Annotated in this window: 23 protein-coding genes; 12 read left to right on the forward strand and 11 right to left on the reverse strand. The window is 59.7% G+C overall.

What is annotated here, in order from left to right; translation table 11 throughout:
• Positions 1-9: 9 nt before the first annotated feature.
• On the forward strand, positions 10-438 hold the full coding sequence (locus H2170_01780) for an Rrf2 family transcriptional regulator (GenBank protein ID MCS6298822.1): 429 nt from the start codon (positions 10-12) through the stop codon (positions 436-438).
• Between the two features lie 10 nt (positions 439-448).
• Here the strand turns inward: H2170_01780 and H2170_01785 are convergent, their stop codons facing one another.
• Both H2170_01785 and H2170_01790 read right to left on the reverse strand, forming a co-directional pair.
• Positions 449-1,186 carry a sulfite exporter TauE/SafE family protein gene (locus H2170_01785; protein ID MCS6298823.1) on the reverse strand — a complete coding sequence of 246 codons (738 nt, stop codon included), beginning with the start codon at positions 1,184-1,186 and terminating at the stop codon, positions 449-451.
• 33 nt (positions 1,187-1,219) lie between these two features.
• Complete coding sequence (locus H2170_01790) at positions 1,220-1,690, reverse strand: hypothetical protein (protein ID MCS6298824.1); 471 nt, start codon at positions 1,688-1,690, stop codon at positions 1,220-1,222.
• Positions 1,691-1,750: 60 nt separating this feature from the next.
• Here H2170_01790 and H2170_01795 point away from each other — a divergent pair, with 60 nt between their 5' ends.
• Complete coding sequence (locus tag H2170_01795) at positions 1,751-2,284, forward strand: NUDIX domain-containing protein (GenBank protein ID MCS6298825.1); 534 nt, start codon at positions 1,751-1,753, stop codon at positions 2,282-2,284.
• Between the two features lie 229 nt (positions 2,285-2,513).
• Here H2170_01795 and radC read toward each other — a convergent pair whose 3' ends face one another.
• Positions 2,514-3,299, reverse strand: a complete 786-nt coding sequence (gene radC, locus H2170_01800) for a DNA repair protein RadC (GenBank protein MCS6298826.1) — start codon at positions 3,297-3,299, stop codon at positions 2,514-2,516.
• 190 nt (positions 3,300-3,489) lie between these two features.
• Positions 3,490-4,050, reverse strand: coding sequence for an OmpA family protein (locus H2170_01805; GenBank protein MCS6298827.1), 561 nt, complete (start codon positions 4,048-4,050; stop codon positions 3,490-3,492).
• Between the two features lie 80 nt (positions 4,051-4,130).
• Here H2170_01805 and H2170_01810 point away from each other — a divergent pair, with 80 nt between their 5' ends.
• Both H2170_01810 and H2170_01815 read left to right on the forward strand, forming a co-directional pair.
• A complete protein-coding gene (locus H2170_01810; protein ID MCS6298828.1) occupies positions 4,131-4,988 on the forward strand; it encodes a cobalamin biosynthesis protein CbiX in 858 nt (285 codons plus the stop codon).
• 93 nt (positions 4,989-5,081) lie between these two features.
• Positions 5,082-5,903: a sulfurtransferase gene (locus H2170_01815; GenBank protein MCS6298829.1), complete on the forward strand. Its 822-nt coding sequence runs from the start codon at positions 5,082-5,084 to the stop codon at positions 5,901-5,903.
• 53 nt (positions 5,904-5,956) lie between these two features.
• Here the strand turns inward: H2170_01815 and H2170_01820 are convergent, their stop codons facing one another.
• On the reverse strand, positions 5,957-6,508 hold the full coding sequence (locus H2170_01820) for a methylated-DNA--[protein]-cysteine S-methyltransferase (GenBank protein ID MCS6298830.1): 552 nt from the start codon (positions 6,506-6,508) through the stop codon (positions 5,957-5,959).
• A gap of 92 nt (positions 6,509-6,600) precedes the next feature.
• Positions 6,601-7,944, reverse strand: a complete 1,344-nt coding sequence (gene ffh, locus H2170_01825) for a signal recognition particle protein (protein ID MCS6298831.1) — start codon at positions 7,942-7,944, stop codon at positions 6,601-6,603.
• Between the two features lie 170 nt (positions 7,945-8,114).
• Between ffh and H2170_01830 the strand changes: the two genes are divergently transcribed.
• The 4 genes from H2170_01830 to H2170_01845 all read left to right on the forward strand — a co-directional run bounded on the left by H2170_01830 (position 8,115) and on the right by H2170_01845 (position 10,369).
• Positions 8,115-8,315 (forward strand): DNA-directed RNA polymerase subunit omega, encoded by a 201-nt coding sequence (locus tag H2170_01830; GenBank protein ID MCS6298832.1) that lies wholly within the window; start codon positions 8,115-8,117, stop codon positions 8,313-8,315.
• Between the two features lie 154 nt (positions 8,316-8,469).
• A complete protein-coding gene (gene smpB, locus H2170_01835; protein ID MCS6298833.1) occupies positions 8,470-8,949 on the forward strand; it encodes an SsrA-binding protein SmpB in 480 nt (159 codons plus the stop codon).
• Positions 8,946-9,854 carry a homoserine kinase gene (thrB, locus tag H2170_01840; GenBank protein MCS6298834.1) on the forward strand — a complete coding sequence of 303 codons (909 nt, stop codon included), beginning with the start codon at positions 8,946-8,948 and terminating at the stop codon, positions 9,852-9,854. Before smpB ends, thrB begins: the two co-directional genes overlap by 4 nt.
• A gap of 50 nt (positions 9,855-9,904) precedes the next feature.
• The gene (locus H2170_01845) at positions 9,905-10,369 is read left to right on the forward strand and encodes a tRNA (cytidine(34)-2'-O)-methyltransferase (protein ID MCS6298835.1); all 465 of its coding nucleotides are present in this window, start codon (positions 9,905-9,907) and stop codon (positions 10,367-10,369) included.
• 532 nt (positions 10,370-10,901) lie between these two features.
• On the opposite strand, the gene H2170_01850 is transcribed toward H2170_01845, so the two are convergent.
• The 4 genes from H2170_01850 to H2170_01865 form a co-directional block, all read right to left on the reverse strand.
• The gene (locus H2170_01850; protein ID MCS6298836.1) at positions 10,902-11,567 is read right to left on the reverse strand and encodes a hypothetical protein; all 666 of its coding nucleotides are present in this window, start codon (positions 11,565-11,567) and stop codon (positions 10,902-10,904) included.
• Between the two features lie 146 nt (positions 11,568-11,713).
• A complete protein-coding gene (locus tag H2170_01855) occupies positions 11,714-13,012 on the reverse strand; it encodes a SpoIIE family protein phosphatase (protein MCS6298837.1) in 1,299 nt (432 codons plus the stop codon).
• Complete coding sequence (locus H2170_01860; protein ID MCS6298838.1) at positions 13,005-13,457, reverse strand: response regulator; 453 nt, start codon at positions 13,455-13,457, stop codon at positions 13,005-13,007. The genes H2170_01855 and H2170_01860 overlap by 8 nt, the downstream gene beginning before the upstream one ends.
• A 507-nt stretch (positions 13,458-13,964) precedes the next feature.
• The gene (locus H2170_01865; GenBank protein MCS6298839.1) at positions 13,965-17,351 is read right to left on the reverse strand and encodes a PAS domain-containing protein; all 3,387 of its coding nucleotides are present in this window, start codon (positions 17,349-17,351) and stop codon (positions 13,965-13,967) included.
• A gap of 1,249 nt (positions 17,352-18,600) precedes the next feature.
• Here H2170_01865 and H2170_01870 point away from each other — a divergent pair.
• The 4 genes from H2170_01870 to H2170_01885 all read left to right on the forward strand — a co-directional run bounded on the left by H2170_01870 (position 18,601) and on the right by H2170_01885 (position 21,508).
• Positions 18,601-19,023 (forward strand): hypothetical protein, encoded by a 423-nt coding sequence (locus tag H2170_01870; GenBank protein ID MCS6298840.1) that lies wholly within the window; start codon positions 18,601-18,603, stop codon positions 19,021-19,023.
• Positions 19,010-19,285 carry a hypothetical protein gene (locus H2170_01875; protein MCS6298841.1) on the forward strand — a complete coding sequence of 92 codons (276 nt, stop codon included), beginning with the start codon at positions 19,010-19,012 and terminating at the stop codon, positions 19,283-19,285. Before H2170_01870 ends, H2170_01875 begins: the two co-directional genes overlap by 14 nt.
• A gap of 939 nt (positions 19,286-20,224) precedes the next feature.
• On the forward strand, positions 20,225-20,839 hold the full coding sequence (locus tag H2170_01880; protein ID MCS6298842.1) for a hypothetical protein: 615 nt from the start codon (positions 20,225-20,227) through the stop codon (positions 20,837-20,839).
• Between the two features lie 69 nt (positions 20,840-20,908).
• Positions 20,909-21,508 (forward strand): hypothetical protein, encoded by a 600-nt coding sequence (locus H2170_01885; protein ID MCS6298843.1) that lies wholly within the window; start codon positions 20,909-20,911, stop codon positions 21,506-21,508.
• Between the two features lie 345 nt (positions 21,509-21,853).
• On the opposite strand, the gene typA is transcribed toward H2170_01885, so the two are convergent.
• On the reverse strand, positions 21,854-23,671 hold the full coding sequence (gene typA / locus H2170_01890) for a translational GTPase TypA (protein ID MCS6298844.1): 1,818 nt from the start codon (positions 23,669-23,671) through the stop codon (positions 21,854-21,856).
• Positions 23,672-23,947 lie beyond the last annotated feature (276 nt).

A 23,947-nucleotide genomic window follows, 5' to 3' on the forward strand; every position in this document is an offset into this window, starting at 1 on the left:
GTAATTTATATGATTCGTTTTGGTAAAACTGCGCAGACTGCCATTGCCGCGATGAGCTTGCTCGCCGAGGTCTACGACGGTGGCAAAACCAAGCTCAGCTCGCAGGAAATCGCCGAGCGCCGTGGGTTGCCCCAGCCGGTGGTGGCCAAGGTACTGACGATCTTGTCCTCGCTCGGTTTGGTGGATGGCACCCGCGGCCCAGGCGGCGGCTACTGGCTAAAACGTACCCCAGACAAGATTTCGCTTTTGGATATCGTCGAGGAATTTGAGCGCAGTGATGCGCAGATTATGTGTCCGTTTGGGCCGAACTGGTGCGGCCATGGCGCGCCCTGTCCGATGCATGATTCTCTGCTGCGCATGGACCAGCAGTGGATGACCTACATGCGTGAAACCACGTTGAGCGTGTTTTATCAAAAAGCCGCCAAAAGCGTCGGCTGACTCCGGCGCGTCAGCCGAGCGCGAGTTTGACGCAGGCGAGGGCCAGCACCGCAGCGAGCGCTGGGCGCAATTGAGCGGCGCGGGCTTTAACGCTGCCCCAGTGCGCGCCAAGCCAGCCACCCGCGACGACTCCGAGCATCAGCCAGGGCCAGGCCGTCGGCAATTGGCCCAGCGATGCGGACAAGGGCTGGCCCAAAAGAGCTGCGGCCGAGTTGACGAAGATAAAGGGGGCCGAGACCGCCGCAGCGGTCTTCGGTTGGGCCCAGCCCAGCAGGAGTAGCAGTGGGGTTAAAAAAATGCCGCCGCCCACCCCGATCAGGCCGGAGACCAGTCCCATGAGCGCGCCGAGAAGCAAAACCCAGCCGAGCGGGCAGGGGCGCAGTACGCTGGGTTTCGGTGTCGGTAAGAGCAGCCTCAGTGCGGCGAAACCGAGTGCGAGCGCCAGTAGGGTTTTGAAAATCGGCGGCGGTAGGTCGAGTCGCCCGCCAAGAAAGGCGAACGGGATCGAGCTGAGGGCGAAGGGCCAAAACAGGCGCCACACAAAATGGCCGGCGCGTAAAAATAGTACGGTTGCGATCAGTGAGACCGCTAGATTGAGGGTCAGAGCGGTGGGTTTCATCACCGCCGGGGCGATGCCGGCAAGCGCCATGACCGCGAGGTAACCCGATGCCCCGCCGTGGCCCACCGTGCCGTAAAGCACCGCCACCACAAACAACGGGGCGAGGAGGTGGAGCCAGTCCGTCGTCATCAAAGAAACGGGCGCACGGGGCCTTCGGTCTGCTTATCCCTTCCGCTTACGGGAGTCCTTGTCGCTTTCTTCGGTGGGGATTTCGTTGTCGGTCTTGAGCATGAGCACGGCGACCTTGGTTTTAACAAACACGCCGACTTCCTTGAAGTGTTTGGCGGGGATGTGTTCGAGGGCTTCGCCGATGGTTTTCGCGGGCATGAGTCGGCCCTTTTTAGTGGTGTTAAATTCGTAGGCGCCCTTCCAGATGCGTTCGGTGGTGGTGAGAACGCTCTCGTTTTCGGGAACCTGGAGCACCCAGCCGACGAAGTCGTTGCCCTCGGGCAGGCGCTTCTCCGGGTCGGAAATGAGGATCGCGTACTGCTTCTTGAGCGCAGGCGGCTTTTCCTCGTCCACCTCGGGCTGCACCATGAGATTCATCTCTTCGACGATCTGACGCAGGAGCGCGGGCTCGAGTTCGTTTCGCTTAAGAATTTCTGCAACCTTATTGACGTCGATTTTGGCCATGGGAGATTAGGTAGGTTTTACACACGAAAGAGCCCGTACCAACGAAGCGACAACAAAAACATGCCTTCCCGCCTTACAGCCCAGCGCGACGATGAAATCTTCGACGTGGTCAACGTGCTCGACGAAGTGGTCGGACAGTCCACGCGTAAGGAGGTTCACACGCAAAAGCTGCGCCACCGCGCCGTGCATGCACTGGCGTTCGGTGCCGATGACCGGGTGTTTTTGCAAAAGCGCTCGATGCTCAAGGATACCTCACCGGGCCGTTGGGACTCCTCGTGCTCGGGCCACCTCGATAGCGGCGAAAGCTACGAGGCTGCGGTGGCGCGCGAAGTGGCTGAGGAAATCGGGGTGGTGATCGGGCCGGAGCATGCGCTGGAGCCCTTATTCAAGTTGGACGCCAGCCCGGACACCGGCTTCGAATTTGTGTGGGTTTACTGCTTTCGTAGCGAGGGTCCCTTCGTGCTTCACCTGGCCGAGATCGAGTGCGGTGAGTGGTTTACGATCGCCGAGGTGAGCCGCGGAATCGTGGAGCGCCCCAAGGAGTTTACCCGGCCCTTTAAATACATCTGGCCGCGCGTGATCGCGGCGATGTGATCGCCAATTCGACTTCAAGATGAGCTTAATTAACTGGGTTCAGGGGAGAGCGGATACCGTTGGGAAAACACCCTGAGCTCACGCTCAAGGCCACGGTGAGTCACGAGGAGTGTATACACGAAGCGTGTGGCCTTGAGCGTGAGCTCAAGGATGCCGTAGGCCTCAACTTGAAAGCTAATTAGTATAAGTGGCGCTGCGGCTCGCCGGTTGCGGGGCTGAGGTTTGATTTTCAAACCAGGCCGGCGGTGCGGAAACTATAAAATCCCAGGCCGCACGGATCGGCGCCCGCTTGGCCAATAATGAGGTGGTCGAGCAGGGCGATGTCGACCGCGTGGCTGGCCTCGCGCAATTGCCGGGTCATGCGGATGTCCGCAGCACTGGGGGCGGGATCGCCCGAGGGGTGGTTGTGGGCGCAGAGCACGGCGGAGGCCGATTCCTTGATCGCCTCGCGAAACACTTCGCGCGGGTGCGCCAGGGTATTGGTTGCCGTGCCGGAGGTGATCTCGGTGCATTTGAGCAGCCGATTGCGCCGGTTGAGGCTAAGAACCCAGAACTTTTCGACGACCAGACCGTGGGTTAACGGGCGGAGGAATTCGGCGGCTTGTTGCGCGGTGTCGAGCAGCGGTTGGGGCGGCGGGTTGCCCGCTTGGCAGAGGATGCGCCTAGCGATTTCCATAACGGTAATGAGTTGGAGGGCTTTGATCCGGCCGATGCCCTTGAGCTTTTTGAAGTCGGCCTCACGCCAGGCGATAAGTCCGGCGAGTGACCCGGCGTCGGCAATCAGGCGATGGGAGAGGGTGAGCACATCGTGGCCCTGAGTTCCGCTACGCAGGAGCATGGCGATCAGTTCGCCGTCACTGAGCGCGGTGGCTCCTAGTTTTTCCATGCGCTCCTGCGGGCGGTCGCCGACGGCGAGCGTTTGCAGGCGGTTGGTGGCAAGCGGCGGCGGCGCGGGCGGAGGCGTGAGCGCGGGCTGAGCCGCGAGCGTGGGAGCGAAAGGGGTTAACAGGTGCATGAGCGTGGAGAGGTTCCGCGCTTAAGGTGGCCTTTGGCCCGACAAGGTTCACTGCACGGCGCTCATTTCTTCCGGTTTCACGGGTTTCGGTGCAGGTGCTGCACCCCGTTGTGGACTCAGCAAACGAAGCATTTGGGCACAAAAAAGCCCCGACATGCGTCGGGGCCTTTATCGGTATCCGTTTTGCGGATTACTGCTTGAGGACAACCAACTCAACGCGGCGGTCCTTGGCGCGGGTCACTTCGTCGGCATTTTCGATGGCGTCGAGGCTGCCCTTGGAGAGAACCTCGATCTTGTCGGCGGCGACGCCGGTGGTGGTCAGGTACTGCTTGGCGGCATTGGCGCGGCGGTCACCCAGGCCGAGGTTGTACTCGGAGGTGCCTTTCCAGTCGCAGTGGCCTTCCAGAAGGATGCGGGCGGTGGGGTTGGCTTCTAGGTAGGCCTTGGCGGCATCCAGCTTGGTGCGCTCGGAGGCTTTGATGCCGGATTGGTCGAAGTCGAAAAAGACCGGCTGGAGCAAACCGCGGACTTGGCCGTCGATTGCGTTCGGGTCACGGCCGGTGAGGTCGGTGCCGGGGGCGGCACCGTTCATGCCATCGCTCAGGCCACCGATGCCAGCACCGGAGAGACCGCCATCAGGACCGAGGACCGTGGAGGACGGGTCGGGACGCTTGGGCTTTTTGGAGCAACCGGAGAGAACCACGGCGGCGGACAGCAGAACGAAACTGAGTTTCTTGATGGAGAAGTTCATAGTTGGACGATTAAAAATAGGCGACGTTGGTTGACCTTACGGGGCATTTATTTTGGGTCGCAAGATATTTAACCGCGACTTTGAAAACCGTATCCACCGCACTCCCCACCGTATGGTTTCTTTTTGATAACGGCTCCGTGCGCCCCGACTCCACGCTGAGCTTGCGCCGGTTGGGGGCAGCCCTTTCCGCGCACCTGGGGCATGCCGTGCAGCCCGTTTCACTGTTACACTCCACCAAGGTCGAAGCTGCTGCCCTTGGCGGGGTGCCGGCGCGCCTGCTGGAGCCCGCCCTCGTCGAGTTTTTCTCGGCTAACCCAGCTGGTGAGGCGGTGTTGATGCCCTTGTTTTTTGGCCCGAGTGCGGCGCTCACCGAATACGTGCCGGCTCGGGTGGCGGCGTTGCGGGAGCGGTTCCCCCAGGCACGGATGCGGCTGGCGCCTTGGATGGTTAACCCGGCTGAAACGGATTCGCGGGTTGCAGAAATTTTGGCCGACCAGGTGCGCCAGACCGCACGTGCGCGGGGTTGGGTTCGGCCGCACGTGATTCTGGTGGATCATGGCTCGCCGCAACCCTCCGTGGCGGTGGTGCGTAACCACCTCGGTGCGCAATTGCGGGCGCTCCTTGGCGACACGGTGGCGGGGCTAGCGGTGGCGTCGATGGAGCGCCGCGAGGGAGCTGACTACGACTTCAACGAGCCTTTGCTCGCCACGGTGTTAAGCACCCCGCCCTTTAATAGCGGCGAAGTGGTGATCGCTTTACAGTTCCTCTCTCCAGGACGCCATGCGGGGCCAGGCGGCGACATCGCGGAAATTTGCCACGCCGCCGAGGAGGCCAGCCCGGGGTTGCAGACGCAAATGACTGAGCCGATCGCGGCCGATGCCCGCTTGGTCGCACTTTTAACCGAGCGCCTGGCCCAAGCGCAGTCGTTGGGAGTTTAACCTCATTGGCATCCTGCGCGGTTTTTGAATTTCGCGAGCAAGCTCGCCCCCAGGTTTAATTTCCGCTCAGTTGCCTCATCACGCTCCTTCGCCATGGCCGCCGATTTCCTTAACATCTCCACTTACAAGTTCGCCCCGCTCACCGACCTGCCCGCTCTGCGCGCGCGGTTGCAGGCCAAGGCTCACGCCGAGGGGCTCAAGGGCACGATCTTGCTGAGCACCGAGGGGATTAATCTTTTTGTGGCGGGCACGCCGGAAGCGGTTGGCCGCATGGTCGAGGAGATCCGCACGGTGCCGGGGCTGGAGGACCTCGCGCCCAAGGAAAGTTTTAGCACCGAGGCGCCCTTTAATCGGATGCTGGTGAAGATCAAAAAGGAGATCATCGCGTTCGGGATCGACGGTATCGATCCCGCCCACAAACCGTCGCCTAAACTGGCCCCGCACACGCTCAAACAGTGGCTCGACGAGGGCCGCCCCGTCACGCTGCTCGACACGCGCAACGACTACGAGGTGAAGATGGGCACGTTCAAGGGCGCGCTCGTGCCGCACATCGACAATTTCCGCGAATTTCCTGAGGCGGTCGGCCGGTTGCCTGCTGAATTGAAAAAGCAGCCGGTGGTGATGTTCTGCACGGGCGGCATTCGCTGTGAAAAAGCCGGCCCGTTCATGGTGCGCGAGGGTTTCGAGGAAGTTTTCCAGCTCGACGGCGGCATCTTGAAATACTTCGAGGCGTGTGGAGGCGCGCACTACGACGGGGAATGCTTCGTTTTTGACCGTCGTGTTGGTGTAAATGCCCAGCTCCAAGAAACCGGTTCCGTGCTGTGCTGGAATTGCCAGACGCCGTTGTCCGTCGATGAACAACAGGACGTTCGCTACGTGTACGAAAAGTCCTGTCCTCACTGCCACCGCGCTTAGGCGTTAGGCCGGTCGGCGAATCCCGTTCGGAGTGGCTCTCGTTTTTCGTGTGATTAGGTGCGCTCCCGCCTCGTCCAAACGTATCCGCCAACAGGATTCACAGCAGGTCGGCCGGGCCACGCGCCCTCGTGGGTGAGCAGGTGCTGTTTGATGGTTGCACCAAAAGCGAATCCCCCCAGCGCACCGTCCGCGCCGATTACCCGGTGGCAGGGCACGAGCAGGGCGAGGGGATTGGCGGCGTTGGCCCGCCCGACGGCCCGCGAAGCGCCGCTTTGGCCCAGAGCCACGGCGAGTTGTCCGTAGCTGCGCGTCTGCCCGAATGGAATCGCCGCCAATTCCGCCCACACCTGTTTTTGAAACGCGGTCCCCTGCGCCGCCATCGGTACACTGAACACGCGCCTTCTGCCGGAAAAATACTCGGCGACCTCCCGCTGCACCGGAGCGGTTAAACCCAAAGTGGCACCTATTAGGTGACACTTTTTCGGCAGGCGGGAGCGGAGGGATGGCAGCTCGCCGAAGGCGGTGGCGAGCACTTGCCCGGCCGCGTTGACCGCCACCGAAAATGGGCCGCAGGGAGTGTCAAACGTGGAGGAATGGAGCTGCATGATTCGTTAACCGCTTCGGTAAATACATTCTCCCAGGTGCCCACGCGTCAATTCACACTCACGCCCGCTCACACCAGTGCGGGTTCACGCGCTCACATGCCGGGGAAACCGCCGCGGCCTTTCATCGTTTCCATCTGGCGCATCATCTTTTTCGCGCCGCCACCCTTGAGCATTTTCATCATCTTTTGCATCTGCTGGAACTGCTTGATGAGCTGGTTGACCTCCAAAACTTTGACGCCGGCACCGTTGGCGATGCGTAGGCGGCGGTTGCCATTAAGAATGTCCGGCTTACGGCGCTCCTGAATGGTCATCGACTTGATGATGGCCTCCGTGCGCCCCATCTGCTGCTCGGCGTCGTCGGGGATTTGCATGCCGCTCATGCCGGGCATCATGCCCATGATGCTCTGCATCGAGCCGAGCTTTTTAATCTGCTGCATCTGCGCGAGGAAATCCTCGAGGTTGAAGTCGGCCTTGCGGAGCTTCTCCGCCATCTTTTCAGCCTCTTTCTGGTCGATGTTTTCCTGTGCACGTTCGACCAGTGAAACGACGTCGCCCATGCCGAGAATGCGCGAGGCCAGGCGGTCGGGATAAAAGGTGTCGAAGTCGGCAGTCTTTTCGCCGGTGCCGACAAACTTGATGGGCACGCCGGTGATCGACTTGATCGAGAGGGCGGCACCGCCACGGGCGTCACCATCGAGTTTGGTCAGGATAAGACCGGTGAGCACGAGGGCCTCATGGAAGGCCTTGGCAACGTTGACCGCCTCTTGGCCGAGCGCGCCGTCGGCCACCAGCAGGATCTCGTCGGGCTTGATGCGCTCGCGCAGTTTTTTGACCTCCTCGATCAAGTCGGTGTCGATCTGGAGGCGTCCGGCGGTATCGAACAAAACGGCGTCGGCACCGGCGGCTTGCGCGGCGGCCAAGCCGGCTGCGGCAATGGCGGGAACGTCCTTGCTGACGCGGTCGCTGTAGAAGCCGAGCTCCTCCTGTTTGGCGAGGATTTCGAGCTGGTCGATGGCGGCGGGGCGGTACACGTCGCAGGCGATTACGAAGGGGCGGTAGCCGCGTTTTTTTAACAACTTGCCGAGCTTGACCGTCGAGGTGGTTTTACCCGACCCGTGCAAGCCGACCATGAGCACTTTGAGCGGACGCGCGGTTGACAGATCGGTCGTGCCTTCACCGAGCAGGCGAACGAGTTCGTCGTTGATGATTTTGACGATCTGCTGGCCGGGGGTGACCGATTTGATCACCTCTTGGCCCACGCACTGGGCCTGGACGCGTTCGACGAATTCACGGGCGACCTTAAAGTGGACGTCGGCCGAAAGAAGGGCGGTGCGCACCTCTTTGAGGGCATCGGCCATGTTGTCTTCGGTGAGTTTGCCGACACCGCGCAGGTTGCGCAGGGCGGAGGAAAGTTTGTCGGTGAGTGACTCGAACATGTAGTTGGGCACCGTGGGCGGCGCGGAGCGCTCTGGCAAGTCGCTGGTGCGAGAGACCCACGAACTTGTGCCGCGAGAGACCGGCGCCATGCGACGGGGAAATAAACCCTTGACCGGCCCTAGTGCGGGCTGTGCTATCGACTTTTTTCCGATACCGAACCCGCCCGACCATGAGAGACGACTACCTTAAAGAAGCCCACAAAGTTATCCCTGACGCCAACATCCTCATCAATGTGGTGTCGCGCCGTGTTAAACAGCTGCGCCGGGGCCAGCGTGCGCTGGTGGAATCCCTCGAAAAGCTCGCTCCCGAAGACATCGCCCTGCGCGAAATCATCGAGGGCAAGATCACTTACGAAGAGGCCACCGAGTAATCACCACCGCAGCGGGATCGACCCGCTCACCACGGGTCATTCTGTGCCAAGCCGGTCATCGCCTTGTTCAAAATAAACAAGTCGTTTGGCCCTCAGCTTTGCGCGGAGTGACTTTTTTTATACCTTTTAACCGAGGGCTTCGCGCCCATTTGCCATGTCCGCCAAGAAAAAAGACGCCCCCCGCTTCACGGAGGTTCGCAACGCCAAGGCGCTGCGCGATTTTTCCGTGGAGGAGCGCTTCGAGGCGGGCTTGGTTCTCCACGGCACCGAGGTGAAGGCCATCCGCGCCGGACGGGCCCAGATTGGCGACGCCTTTGGTAAATTTGAAAAAGGCGAACTGTGGTTGTTTAACGCCCACATCGACGAGTACGCCTACGGCAATATCAATAACCACGCGGCTCGCCGTACCCGTAAGCTGCTCCTCCATCGCCATCAGGTGCGCAAGATTGCCCAAGCCATGCAGGTCGGCGGGCGCACCTTGGTGCCCCTGCGCATGTATTTTAAAGAGGCGCTCGTCAAAGTGGAGGTCGCCCTCTGCCTCGGTAAACAATCGCACGACAAACGTCAGGACTTGCGTGAAAAAGCCGCGATGATGGAAGTGGAGAAAATCATGAAACCTGTTCGTCGCACATGAGCCCCGCCCCCAACTCCGTGACCACCCGCGTGCCGGGTAGTACATCCAATTGCGGCGCGGGTTTTGACACCCTTGGCCTCGCCTTGCAGATCCACAATCGGGTCACGCTTACGCGTGAACCGGGTGCTGTGGCCCGTCCGGTAACCGTCGGCGATGGCCGCGCGCAGGCCATGGTTGAGACCACGGCATCGGCTTTTTTTACGACGGCAGGCGTGGTGCCTTTTGGTTTCTCATATCAAATCGACGGTGACGTGCCGCCGGCGCGCGGGTTGGGTTCGAGTGTCACGGTGATCGGCGGGGTACTGGGCGGGCTCAACGCGCTGTCGTCCGCGGGGCTTTCACGGCAGCAATTGGTGGGTATCGCCACCGCCATCGAGGGCCATCCCGACAACGCGGCTGCAGGTATTCTGGGCGGCTTCTGCGTGGCGCGCTGCGACCCGGCAACCGGCGCGTACGTGGATACGGTTCGCGTGGAGCTACCGGCGGATTTGGCCTTTGTGGCAACCTCGCCCGACGTTGAAATGCTCACCAAGGAGTCGCGTGGGGTTCTACCCGCGACGCTGTCTTATTTTGACGCCGTGAAGAGTATTAACAGCGCCGCGTACCTCGTCGCCGCTCTGGTGGCGGGTGACTACGAGCGGCTGCGGCATGCGGTGAGCGACTACATGCACGAGCCTTACCGGTTGCCGCGTATTCCAGGTGGACGCGCCGCGATTGAAGCGGGTGTCGCTGCCGGCGCTTACACCGGCTGGTTAAGCGGCAGCGGCTCGACCGTGCTCTGTGTCGCCACGCGACCAGCGGCATCCGCGGTCGCCGCAGCCATGCAGGCCGCCTTCGCTAGCGCCGGCCTGACCAGCACCGCTCGGGTGTTGGCCGCCGATAACAGCGGTTTGGTCGTGGAGTGAGGGCGACCTAGCGCCGATCGTCTGGACTCCTTCAGCACTCGATTCTTGCAATGCTGCACATCGTCCTTTTTCAGCCGGAGATTCCCCAGAACACGGGTAATATCGGGCGCATGTGCGCGCTCACCCGTTCGCGCCTGCACTTAATCCACCCGCTGGGCTACGAAATAACCGACAAGCACCTGAAGCGGGCCGGCATGGACTATTGGCACTCGTTGGACGTCCACCACCACGCCGATTGGGCTGCATTTAAGAGCAGCGAGGCGGGCCCGAAGCGCTTGTGGTTATTCACGACCAAGACGGCGTGCAGCTATTGGAGCGCGAGTTATGCCGACGGCGACGGGTTGGTTTTTGGCAACGAAGGTCATGGTGCACCGGAGTGGTTGCACGCGGAATTTGGCGACGACCGGCGCGTGACCATACCACACGCCAACCACGAATTGCGTTCGCTCAACCTCAGCACGGCGGCGGGCATCGCCTGCTATGAAGCCCTGCGGCAGACCGGGTTACTGGCCTAGTCTACCGGTCTTTTCGGGTGAGTTAAGGCCAATGCCTGTAAGGCATGCTTTAACTCGGCCAATCGGCATCAGACCGGAATGGCACTTAGTTAGGCCCGACCGCCCCAACGGGGCTCTCTACCACAGCCTAGGGCAACGCCCTAGGAATCATGGGGTAAAGTGCACAAGCCCTGAAGGGGCGATCTAACTAGGACTGACGATAACACCCCTTAACTAAGTGCCATTCGCATCAGACCGAGAACGAGTAAGATTAAGAGAACGAGAACGATACGGAATTCAGCGGTGCCACTGGCAGGCTGATTGGTGGAAGGGGATTGAATCGTTCTCGTTCTCTTACTCGTTCTCGTTCGTCAGGGGATCGGGTGATGGCCGGACCGACGCACTCTTCCCTGCCAACCGCAACCCCGCTTTAGCACGCAAGTTACTTATCATGAGAATCACCCGACCAATGCCTTACAGGCATTGGAGTTAAGGAGTCTGGTTCCCGCGATCTCATCGGCCGAGCGAGTTTGCCACCTCAGGGGTGGTCGGGTTAGAGTCCGATGACGCTGACGGGGGCCGTTTTTTGCTGCTCGATTTTCTTCAGAGCAGACTCTTTGGCTTCCGTCTCTTTGGCGATCGTTTGTTGGGCAATCACATACTCATCAAGGCGGGCCGAGAAAATCATCAGCCAGGTCCCCTTTTGTTTGGCGCGCAGTGAACCGTCTTCGAGCTCATAATCATAGCCAATTCCGTTAACTCCACCACCGGCTCCCGAGTTTTTCCGCCAAGAAGACCCCCCTTGGTTAGCCGCCAGAATGGCGCGCACCTCAAATTCACTGAGCTCTTCGCCGACTCGGTTGTAACCCTCTAAAACAGAGCGCCCTGCTGTATAAAATACGAATATCTTCCATCCGTTATCGTTACTGAGTTGTTTGGCGATTGCCGACTTCCAGTAAACGGCCGCTTTGCTGTCCGAGGGGAAAAACTTCCGTGCTTCGTTGAACGGCTGTTCGCTCAACTCTTTTAGCCGCGCTCGTTCCGTCGCAGGGGTTTCTTTCTCCTTAGAGTGGAAAAAAAGCCTGCCCAAGTTGGGCTGCAATAGGCGACGCTCTACGACATCCTGGGTTTCTCCGACCCGAGCCGAAAGTGTTGCGACGGGTAATGCTCCAATCATGAGCACGAATAACGACCTGCGTAATGATTGAGGGGTAATCATAGCCGCAGGCTAAGCACTCCAACTGGGGCTTCGCCATCCCAATTATTGGGCTTGGTCTCTTTGCCCAGAAGAGGCCCGCCGATTCATTTAAACCGCGAAGGCTCTAATTTGCGCGTGGAATTTGGGGGGGGCTGACGCCTTGTTTTTTATGTGGCCACCAGCTGGGCCTCACTTGCTTCGAGGTGGGCGATTTCCATGCTGACCAGGCAGACGTCGTCGGGAAACACATGGCCTGCTGCGAATAACTCGATCTCGGCGATCACCGAGTCGACCAATTGCGCCGGGGGTTGCCCCGCGCGTTGTTCAAATGCGTCCCTCAGCCGGCCCTCCCCGTAGGATTCATTCAGGGTATTTTCCACCTCAAAGAGGCCATCCGTGAAGAGCAAAATGAGGTCGTCGGCAGCCACGGGGAATGCGTACGTGCGATATACCTCCTCCTCAAACAGCCCCAGTGCCGGGCCAGCGGTGTGCTCAGGGGTGAGTTGCACGACTTCCCTGGGCTCGTTGCGCACCAGCAGCGGGCTGGGATGCGCGGCATTGGCCACGGTGATGCGCGATTTGCCGATGTCGGCCACGATGTAACAGGCGGTGGTGAACAGGGTGATGCCGGACTGGCGCAAAATGCCGCACAGGCTCTGGTTGATTGCCGTGAGCAGGGCCCCCGGATCGGCCGCCAAGTCCCCCAGTTGCTCCTCAAGTGCACGCATCATTGCGGTGACCAACGCCGCCCGAACCCCGTGGCCCATCACGTCACAGATGAACACCCCCACGGCGGACTCCGAGACGCGCACCACGTTGAAAAAATCCCCGCTTACCGAGCTCGCGGGATGAAAAATGCTGGAGAATTTCACCGCACTCGTCCCTTGCAGAGTACCGTAGGGCAGGGTGGGGAAGCGGTGCGGCAGCAGTGCCAGTTGGAGTTCCTTGGCCATGGTCAGATCCTCTTCCATGCGCAGATTCTTTTCGCGCAACTCCCGGGTGCGATCGGCGACCCGTTGCTCCAGTGCTTCGTTGAGCGCCCGTAGATCGGCCTCGGCTTGGCGTAGCGCCTGGTGTTCCGCCACCTCTCGCAACGCCCTCCGCACCGCTGGAACGAGCCGGGTGAGCCGATCCTTGAGAACAAAATCGGTGGCCCCGTTTTTGAGCAACTCAACGGCGGTTTCCTCGCCTACTGCACCCGAAATTATGATGACGGGCACCTCCGGGCTGCAGTCTTTGGCCAGAGCCAACGCCTCACCTCCGTCAAAGGTTGGCAGCTTGTAATCGGCCAGAATGAGGTCGGGGCTGAACTCACTGATCTCACGCAGGAAATCCTCCCGTGTCTGCACCCGGCGCACGACGAAATCGATCCCGCCGCGTTTGATCTCACGCAGGATCAACTCCTCGTCCGTATCGGAATCCTCGAGCGAGAGGATGCGCAAGCCGACTAGAAGGGCTTCAATCATGGGATACGCAGGGGGGCTGATTTAAGAGTATCCAATAAAGCCCCAAGTTGGCGACGGCCTCGGCGAAATTCTCGAATTCCACCGGTTTTACCACATAGCTGTTGGCGCCCAGTTTGTAGCTTTCGATCACGTCGCGGTCCTCGCGCGACGAGGTCATGATGACTACGGGCAAAAGCTTGGTCCGCTCGTTGGCGCGCAGTTGGCGCAACACCTCGATGCCGTTGAGCTTGGGCAGGTTTAAGTCCAGCAGGACCACCTTGGGTTGTTCGTCTTTTGGGCGGCCCGCGTAGGGGCCGGTACTGAAAAGAAAATCGAGCGCCGCCTGACCATCCGTGACGTGCACGAGGTGGTTGGCGAGATTGCGTTTTTTGAGTGAGCGAATGGTCAATTCCGCATCGGTCGGGCTGTCTTCGACCAGCAGGATTTCTACTTGTTGGGAGTTCATGGGGAGAGGGCGGGTAGGGCAGAGCAAATACGGTTCTTTTGAGGGGTGGCGGGAGCACGTCGATGACGCCAGGGGGGGGGCGCGGCGAACGGGGCCTTAGAGTAAAGCTCTGAGCTGGTTTGTGCAACCGAGGGACGCATAAATGAGGTTTAGTTTGGGCGTCCTTTTTTGGTCGATCGTTCGCGATCGATTTGGGTAAAGCACCTGCTGGCTTTGGGTGCCCTTGTTGATAAATGGGCTACGTCGCCTTCCGTGGTTCTTCGACAGTTCCAGTGGGTAGGTAAATACGAAACCAGGACGCCGGATCTTTAACCGCGAAGACAATCCGAAGGAACGCGAAGTGGATAAATTTAATTGATTAACGATGGGTTGCGTTGTCCTCCGCACACTTCGCGAGCCTTCGCGGTTAGATCGATCGATGCCTGAGTTTTTGTGTCATTTTGTGGTTTTCGTGGCCAATGGTTTGGGGGCGACCCACTGGAAACGTCGAAGAACCCCTTCCGTTATTCAGATGCCTGATTTACCGGCCTCGGCCGCCACCGTTTCCGGGGCTGGCAGGGTGAAATAAAAACAGGCGCCCTTATCGACTTCTCCCTCCGCCCAGATGCGCCCGCCGTGGCGTTGCAGGATGCGTTGCACCAGCGCCAAGCCCACTCCCGTTCCTTCATAATCCGCGTTATCGTGCAGACGCTGAAAAACCCCAAACAGCTTGTTGCTGTGGCGCATATCGAAACCCACCCCGTTGTCTTTGACGTGGTAAACCCACACGCCGTCCACGCCCACCTGCGCCCCAATCTCGATTCGGGCGTCCGGCCGTTTACGGGTGAACTTCAGCGTATTACTGATCAGGTTCTCCCACACCTGACGAATCATCGCTGGGGTGCCCTGCGCCGCGGGCAGCGTGTGCAGGTCGAATTTAACGGTGCGGCCGGGTTCGGCTTTAATTAACGCGTTATAAACCTCCTGCGCCAGCTCCTGCATGTTGATCGCCACCGGTTCGGCCTGCTGGCGGCTGATACGCGAAAAGGCCAGCAGGTCGTCGATCAACCGGCCCATGCGCTTGGCCTCGGCACTGATCACATTGAGCAGGCGGCGACCATTGTCGTCGAGCAGGGCGGCTAAGTCTTCAAGTGCCATACGCGCATACCCGTCGATGGCCCGCAACGGTGCCCGCAGGTCGTGCGCGACGGTATAACTGAACGCCTCCAGCTCCTTGTTGACCCTTTCCAGCTTGGTGGCGCGGGTGTGGAGGTCGGTGTTGAGCTTCTGGTTGTCCGCCTCGGCCACCTTGAGCGGGGTAATGTCGTTGCGGATGGCGATGTATTGCACCGGGCGGCCGTCCGGCCCTCGGAACGGCACGATGGTGGTGTTTACCCAATGGAACGAGCCGTCCTTGGCCCGGTTGCGGATCTCGCCCCGCCATACCCGCCCCGCGCTGATCGTTACCCAGAGCTCCTTGAAAAATTCGCCGGGGTGATAGTTGGAGTTTACGATGCGGTGGTTGTGGCCGAGCAACTCGGCGCGCGAATACTGGGTGAGGGCGCAGACCCGGTCATTGGCATAGGTGATATTCCCATGGGTGTCGGTCATGGTGACGTTGACGTGCTCATCCAGCGCGGACTTGAAATCGGTCAGGGAGGTGTTGGTGGCCTGCAGTTCGGCGGTGCGCTCGGCCACGCGCTGCTCCAGCTCGGCGTTGAGCGCGTTGACCTTCGCCTCGGCCTGCTTGTGATCGGTGATATCGATATTGGTGCCGAGCATCCGCAGGGGGGTGCCCTGTTCGTCGCGAAACACCTTGGCCACGGCCTTGATGTGGTGAATTTCGCCGTTGGGCCAGATGACGCGGAATACCGTGTCGAATGGTTTTTCACCGGAGATCGCCTCCCTGACTTCCTGGTCCCCGCGTCCAAGGTCCTCTGGGTGTAATGACGCCCGCCACGCCTCTTCGGTGCCGACGAAGTCTTCGCGGCGGATATGGTAGAGCGCGAACATCGAATCGTCCCACACCATCTCTTGGGTAACCAGGTTCCAGTCCCAGATGCCGATGCCATTGTGGAGCGTGGCGAGAGCCAGGCGCTCCTCCTTTTCTCTCAGCTCATGTTCGGCGGCTTTGCGCTCTTCCTCCGCCCGCTTACGCTCGCTGATGTCTTCGATCATGCACAGATGACGCGGGTGGGCGGTATCTGCGACCCGTAAGGGCGCAATTGTCATGCCAATCCACACGGGGAAACCACCCGGTTGCAGATAACGTTTTTCCATGTGGAATCCGCTGATTTTCCCAGCGTTCAACGCGGCCATGTTATCCAGGTCCGCCTGCACATCATCCGGATGCGTGATTTTCAGCCAGTCGATCGACGCCAGCTCTTCGCGGGTCCTACCCGCGATGGCGGCAAAGCGCGGGTTGACTTCGTAAATATGTCCCGTGTGCGAATCGATCAGGGCGATGCCGAGCGGGGCCTCCTCGAACATGGTTTTGAAGCGCGCCTCGCTTTGCGCCAGGGAGGCCAGTGTTTGCGCCTGCTCGAGGGCCTGTGCTTTGAGCTGGTCGGTGCTTTCTTGCAGCAAGGTAAGCCCGCTTAGCCGGGCGGCCGTCTCGGCATTGAGCCGCAGCACCCCGGCGATAATAAGCAGGGTGCTCAGGAGCAGCCCGATTGGCAGAATCACCTCGGCGCGTTCGCTGAGGCGCAACACCTGCCGCTGGCGTTCGCCGAGTAGCCGCTCCTCCTCGGCCATCATCTCGTCGAGGTTGGCATTGATCTGGTCGTTCAACGCCACGGTCTCGGTGTTTTGGAGGGGCGAGTTGGACACGGTGTTACCGCTCGACGGGTACGCGGCGATGAAGTGCGCAAACTCGGTTTCGCGTCTGGCGACCAAGGGCTCGACGCGGGCCAGATTTGCCTGCTGGACGGCGTTGTCTGCCGTCAGCGCGCGTAGTTCTGCGATCAGCTTGCGTGCCTGGGTGATCGCCTTGGCTTGGTTTTGCAGCCGATCGCCTTGGCCTGTGGTCAGGTAGCCGTGCAGGTTACTCTGCTCGGTTTCAAGGGTCGCTTTCAGTTGGTGGAGCTGGCCGGTGACGTTGTTGGTGTGCAGCACCCAATCGGTGGCCGCCTTCAACTCTTGGTGGGAGTTGAAGGTCGCAGTCGCCACGATGATGATGATCGCAATGCCGACGGTTAGCCCGAGGGTGCTCCAGAGACCGAGCAGCCTGCGCCTCCCGTTTTTTTCACGGGCGGCAGCGAGCACGGTTGCCCCCAAGAGGATAAACAGAAGCGCCGTCGCCTGGGCCATCGGTTTGAGCTGCCCCCAGCTATAAAAAAACCGGAAACCGGCGAGATAACCCACCATCGTGGTGATCCCCAGCATCAACACCGCCAACCCCAGCCCGCCGAGGATCCAGGGCCGACGGCGCCCCAGCCAGTCCGGCCGGCTCAGGAGCCCAAGCGCCGCCGCCGTGAGCAGGAACGCGAGCGCCGTGTTGGGTGCCATACGGCCTGGGGGCAGTCCCGCCGGGGTGAAGCGATCGAGGACGAGGAGTTCGTCGAGGCCGAGATTCCAGCCCGCCACGTATTCGCCCAGGGTGAGCAAGGCGATGACCCCGACGGCGAGGGCGCATGCCCGCGCGGTGCGGTGCAGGCATTGCCGCTGCGTTTGCAAAAACAGCAGGGCCGAACCGCTCAGGATGAAGCAGAACGCCGAATTGGCCACCATCGGTCCCCCCTGAAGGCAGAGGGTGGTGAGCTCCTGAAACCCCAGGGCCCAGCCGACTAGCACGAGACCGCCGACGCTGATCGTGAGCGCGCCGACGATCTGCGCTAACGAGCAGCAGGACCGAGGTGGGGTGGACGCAACCGCGGGGAGCGGGGCGGGGAGGGACGGTACGTTGGGAGGCGGCACGTTGGGAGACGGCGTAGGTGCATTCACGAAACTACCTTTGGGTACAGGTCGTTGGACGGGCACCGGACCTGGGCGGGTGCGGGCTGGGCGGGCGTGTCCACGGTAGTGCATGCGACCCCTGCGTTGCAACCGGTGCAGGCTTAAATCCAGATGGGGAATATCGGAACAAGGGGCCTCCCCGTATTTAGGCAACAAGGTGTTTCCGTAGCGGTTCCGGCGCTGCTTTTGGACCACAGCCGAATCGACTACCGCGCGGGGCAAAAAAACTGAACTGATTCTAATTCGCGTTCAACTTTAGGCTAACTGGTAGGAGTTTATTTATGGGCGAATTCGCCCCGTTTAAGCAGTGCCAAGCCAGCGCCCACATACCCTACACGTTCCGATTTTAGGCTTTAAGGAGGCTATGCTAAATAACTTGATCAATTTAGGGGAAGACTGATGGGGAGGTGCCACGTTGAATTCATACGGCTCAAACCCTATTATTGGCGTGGGATAGAGCAGTTACGACAAGCCGGCTGAATTTAAATCCACTGAATTTTTAACCACTAATGGACACTAAGATGCACTAATCTAGGAGATGTATATCTTGTTTTATTAAGTGCCTTTTAGTGGTCATTAGTGGTTAAACGGATTGGGTTATATGTCTTTAAGTTACGAGTGGTGAGGTAGGGGGGGGGAGTGTACAGGTTGTTTTGATTCGCCTCCTAACGCAAAGGCGCAAGGACGCGAAGAAGCGCAAGGAACTCATTTATTTGTAATCCTTTGCGAACTTAGCGTCTCGGCGGCTTTGCGTTAAAAATAGCCTCGTTCGTTTAAGCTATGGGTATAAATGGGCTCCTACTAGGCTGTAACATTTAAAGTGTCGCATCCCGAGCCCCCTTAAAATCAACGTAAACATCGATCGTTTTTAGCCGCGAAAGAACGCAAAGAGCGCATAGAAATACAGGGGTCTTGTCGGATTTAGCCTTGAGGTAGTGCGGTGCTTTAGCCCGCAGGTTTGCATCGGGTTCTTCGCACAATCGCCAATGCGGGCTGAAGCACCGCACTACTTTCGATCCGCCACTTTAAATGTTACAGCCTACTACCCATGGAAACTCAGCTATTCTTGATCGCGAATTGGTATGAGATGCGCCCAGTGGGGAAACGCCCCATGGTGAAAGGGCGCCGTTGGCTGCATCTTTACCCACGCAGGAAACACCGTGGAGCCACCCGGTTTTTGCCCGCCCGTGTCGGTCTAAAATGAGCCATCATGGATAATAACCCGCTCAATCAAGGCGTCTTCGTCGAGCACGGCCTCGGCGTTGGCGTGATTACCCGAAAAATGATCCGCGAGCGCGCCCTAGAGGTGGCGCTCCTTAACGGTCGCAATGCCCACGAGGTCGAACCCGCCGACTGGGAGCAGGCCAAGCGCGAATTGTCGGGCGGGCCTGAAGTCGATCCCGAGACCGCGATTCTCGAAGCCCTGCCCGAAGCCGTCCGCAGCAACGAGCTGCCGGATGCGGAAGCCTCTCGAGCGCCGGAATCGCCTATGGAAGACGAGGACGAGGAGGGCCGCAGTGAGACCGTGCGGCTCGTTGAGGAGGGCGCTCAGGAGGCGGCGCGCGATCAGTGTCTTGTTGCTGCCAGGGAGGCGCAAAAGCAGCGCAGAAGGAGGAATCATGAACCCGCCTAACGAACATTCCGCGTGGCCGCTCGCAGCATCCGTAGCGGATAAAGGAAACTCCTTGGCCGAGCCGGTGAACGACGAGGCTCTTTCGAAGCGCCCCACGATGGCGGTCGCTGTCAGGCCGGAGATGCATCTGGCCAATCGCTCGACGTGGGCTCTCGCCGTCGAGCCCGACTCGCACGCGACTGCAACCGATCCGAATCAGAAAGCGGATATCCAGGCCATTGAGGCCTGGGAAAACGAGGGCGATCCCAACCACCGAACGTAATAGCGGATTTCCCTGTTTTCGCCGTTCGAGCAGGCGGGAAACCAGGACGCCTAGATCGGTTCCTCGACGATTTTGGTGGGACGCCCTCAATCCATTGGCCACCAAAAACACAAAATGACACAAAAGCAGCGGCATCGATCCATTTAACCGCGAAGGCTCGCGAAGGTGCGCGAAGAAAAATGCAATCACTTATTAATCAATTTGATTCATCTCCTTCGCGTTCCTTCAGATCCTTTTCGCGGTTAAAAAACCGGAGTCCGGGTTTCGTGTTTAGCTACCCACTGGAACTGTCGAAGGTGCGATCATGAAACTAACAACCACAACAGTGAAAGTCTGTTCGACCGAATTAAACGATTCGCGGTCGAAGGGCTTGGTCACGGACGACTGCCGCGAGGCAGCACCGGAAAGCACGACCGAGCTACGAACCGGCCAGCCGCAACGAAGGTGAACCCCATCGAATGAGCTTCGAAAATTCAACAACCGGCAAGCCGAGCCAATCTTCGACTGGTGAAGGCTGTCAGGATCGGGCAGGGCAGTCCCGCAAGGACGTAGGACCCAAATCGTTGATGTCCGATCAACGTGCCGGCGGAGTCTGCGGGGGCGGCGGGTCGGGAAGGGGTGTTAGGTTAAGTGGTGAGACCTGCGATGGCGGGGTGTCCTCGGATGCTCCAACCTCCGGCACAAGTGCGGCTAAACCGCGCGAGGCAGGACGGGCCGTGGCAGGAGTCGGAGACCTCCATAGTAGTGATGATCTAGCGGACATTAAAACCGCTGGGGAGCGAAGGGAGGGCACTTGTTCCCACTGCATCACAGCGTGGCGAAGGACTTGACGATGGCTGGAGTGATGAACTCTGGATAAAAACGTTGCCCAAAGTTCGGAAGCTGCAACGGGTGCTATATCGTAAAGCAAAAGCGGAGCCGCGTTGGCGGTTCTATAGTTTGTATGGAGAGCTGTATCGGCGGGACATACTGTCCGATGCGCTCGATCAGGTGATCGCCAACAAGGGCGCTGCCGGAGTGGATGAGTTTGAGGTGGAAACGTTGGCGAAAGATCCGTCGTTGCGAGAAGTTTGGCTTCTGGCGCTGGAGGAGGAATTGCGAACGAAAACCTATCGGCCGAGTCCGGTCCGGCGCGTTTTTATATGGAAAGATCAGGCCAAGACCAAGCGCCGCGCGCTGGGCATCCCTACGGTGAAAGATCGGGTGGTGCAGAGTGCGGCGGCGATCGTGTTGCAACCCATCTGGGAAGCGGACTTCCATGACCATTCCTACGCCTACCGGCCGAAACGCCGGACCCATCAGGCGATGGATAAAGTCAGGGAGGCGCTGCTGAGCGGAAAGGTGGAGGTGGTCGATGCGGACCTATCGAGTTACTTCGATATGATCCCGCACCGAGAACTCCTGCGACTGGTGGCTAAACGGGTGAGCGATGGCAGCATGTTGCGCCTCATCAAGGCGTGGCTGCGCGCGCCCATCGTGGAGGAGGATCGTGATTCGGGACGCCGCAAGGTGCACCCAAATCACTGTGGCACGCCGCAAGGCGGAGTCATTTGACTCCCTCCGGTCGGGCTCTTAGCCCCGCTCTGCTGAGCGGCCCATCTCCGCTGCGCTTCGTCACCGCTCTTGGCGAACCTCTATCTCAACGACCTCGATCATGCGGTGAACGAGAAGTGCGAACAAAAGCCGACGATGGTGCGCTACGCCGACGACCTGCTGATCCTGTGTAAACCGGGTCAGGGGCCGGGGCTGCAAACGCGTCTGAAGAGGTGGCTGGAAGCACGAAAGTTAAAACTCAACGAAGAGAAAACCCGGCTGGTGGACACGCGAAAGGAAGGCATCGAGTTCCTCGGTTTTAGCGTCGCATGGCGGCAAGGACTGAAGAGCAAGCGGTGGTATCCGCACGTGGAACCCAGCGCGAAGAGTCAGGCAAAGCTGCGAGACAAGGTGCGGCAGGTGCTGGAGGTGCGCACGCGAAACCAAGCGGCGGTGGCGGTAGTCCGAAAGGTCAACCAGATCACGCGCGGGTGGGCGAATGCGTTTCATTATGGGCACAGCACACACGTGTTTGGTAAGCAGCAGCTCTTTGTGCAAAACCGGCTGAGACGATGGCTGTGGCGAAAGTATAGCCGCACCCACGGGCTGTTTGAGTTCTTCACCGACGAGCGTCTGCATGGACAATACAAGCTATGGCACTGGCCGCTTACGGCGGCTTGGAAACAATGAACTCCGCTGAAACCAAACCGAAAGAATTGAGACTCGGTAAGCCGTGTGCGGGAAAACCGCTTGCACGGTTTGACGAGGGGGAGGGTCGCGCTGACGGGTTACCGACGCACGGCTCTCTCTACTCTACGTCTAATTATTTTTCTCGGTTAATTAGTGTATCTTAGCGTTCATTAGTGGTTAATAAATTCCGTTGCTTGGTTTTTGCGGGCTGGTGCAGTGACCGTGAACGGTAGCCAAGTTGGTATGCGTATGAATGAGAAATGGTATGTGCCCTACTCGCGGGCACAAAAAAGCCGCCGGGGTGAGCCGGCGGCTTTGGGGGAAGGGCGACGAAGACGAGTCGGCTTAGCGGCCGGACTTCTTGGCCTTCAAGCGCTCGCCGGTGTTCAGCAGGCGCTTGCGCAGACGCAGGCTCTTCGGGGTGACCTCGAGGAGCTCGTCGGAAGCGATGTACTCGAGGGCGCGCTCGAGGGACATCTTGGCGGCGGGGATCAGGCCGGTGGCGACACCCGAACCCTGCGAACGGAAGTTCGTGAGGGCCTTTTCGCGCACAGCGTTGCACGAGATGTCTTCGTTACGCGGATTTTCGCCAACGATCATGCCTTCGTAAACCTGCTCGCCGGGCCCGATGAACAGCTTGCCGCGTTCCTGGACCATCAAGAGGGCGTAGGTGGTGGTTTCGCCGGCTTCGGTCGCCGTGATCACGCCGGTCATACGGGTGAGAACTTCACCGGCGTACGGGCCGTACTCCTTGAACAAGTGGCTGGTGATACCGCGGCCGCTGGTGGCGTTGATCACGTCGATTTCCAAGCCGATCAAACCACGGGTGGTGATGGTGGCTTCGATCATCGTGGTGGTGACCAACTTTTCCATGTTGGTGAGCAGGCCCTTACGGTTAGCAAGGTTCTGCATGATCGAACCGACGCACTCGTCGGGGACTTCGATCCAGACGGTCTCGAACGGCTCGTGGCGGGCGCCATCGACGGTCTTTTCGATCACCGTGGGGCGGGAGACGAGGAGCTCGAAGCCCTCGCGACGCATGGTCTCGACGAGCACGGCGACCTGCATGGTGCCGCGTGCTTTGACGTTGAATACGCCGGCGCGGTCCGCGTCGTCGATGTAGATGGAGACGTTGGTCTTCAACTCACGCATGAGGCGCTCGCGGATTTGGCGCGAGGTAACCAGTTTACCTTCTTGGCCGACCAACGGACCGTCGTTGACGGAGAATTGCATCTCCAGCGTGGGCGGGTCGATCTGGGTGAAGGGCAGGGCGTGGCCGTCTTCGCGCACGTCCAAGGTGTCGCCGATGTCGACGTCCTCGAAGCCGGCCAGACCGATGATGTTACCGGCGTGAGCAGCTTCGACTTCGCGTTGACCGAGACCGGTGAACTCAAAAATCTTGGTGACCTTGGAGCGGACCTTTTTGCCGTCTTCGTTGTGGCGGATAACGAACATCGGGTCGCCGACCTTGATGGTGCCGGCGAGGATCTTGCCGACAGCGATACGGCCGACGTAGTCAGACCAATCGATGTTGGAAACGAGCATGTGGAAGGGCTCGTCGGGCTTAGCAAAAGGAGGTGGGACGTGGTCGATGATGGTCTGGAAGAGGGGTGTCATGTCCTTCTTCTCTTCGCCGAGCTTGTACATCATGTAGCCGTCGCGGCCGGAGCCGTACACGACGGGGGCGTCGAACTGTTCCTCGGTGGCTTCGAGTTCCATGAGGAGCTCAAGGACCTTGTCGTACATCTTGGCCGGATCCGCATTGGGGCGGTCGATCTTGTTGATGACGATGACGACCTTGAGGCCGTGGGCGAGGGCCTTGCGGAGCACGAAACGCGTCTGCGCCTGAGGTCCGTCATAGGCATCGATCACAAGGAGAACGCCGTCCACCATGCGGAGGGCGCGCTCGACCTCGCCGCCGAAGTCGGCGTGGCCGGGCGTGTCGAGAATGTTAACGATCTTCCCCTTCCAGTGGACGGAGGTGTTCTTGGCCTTGATGGTGATGCCCTTTTCCTTTTCGAGGTCCATGGAGTCCATGGCGCGGACTTCAACGGCTTGATTGGCACGATAGACGCCACCCTCTTTAAGGAGTTGGTCCACGAGCGTGGTTTTACCGTGGTCGACGTGGGCGATGATGGCGATGTTGCGGATGTTCTGGTTCATAAATCTCGGGACGCGTTCTTCTGTGAAAAAACGAAGACCGTGCGAGGCGGTTTCCGTGTTGGCAAGGACTAAGGCGAACAGTGACGAAATCGTTACTCAGGCGAATGAGTTAACGCGTAACGGCAGTGGGTTGGCTTCCTAAGAGCGCCGACTTAAGCGGGCGTTTTTACTGGAAATACCGGTCATTTCCAGGGGCGGATAGCTGAATCGGAGCGTTTCAACGTGGGGCGCGGCGGCAAACGCGGTCAGGGGATTACACCTCATACTAATTGGCGT

This window comes from Opitutus sp. (genome assembly GCA_024998815.1).
Lineage (GTDB): Bacteria > Verrucomicrobiota > Verrucomicrobiia > Opitutales > Opitutaceae > Rariglobus.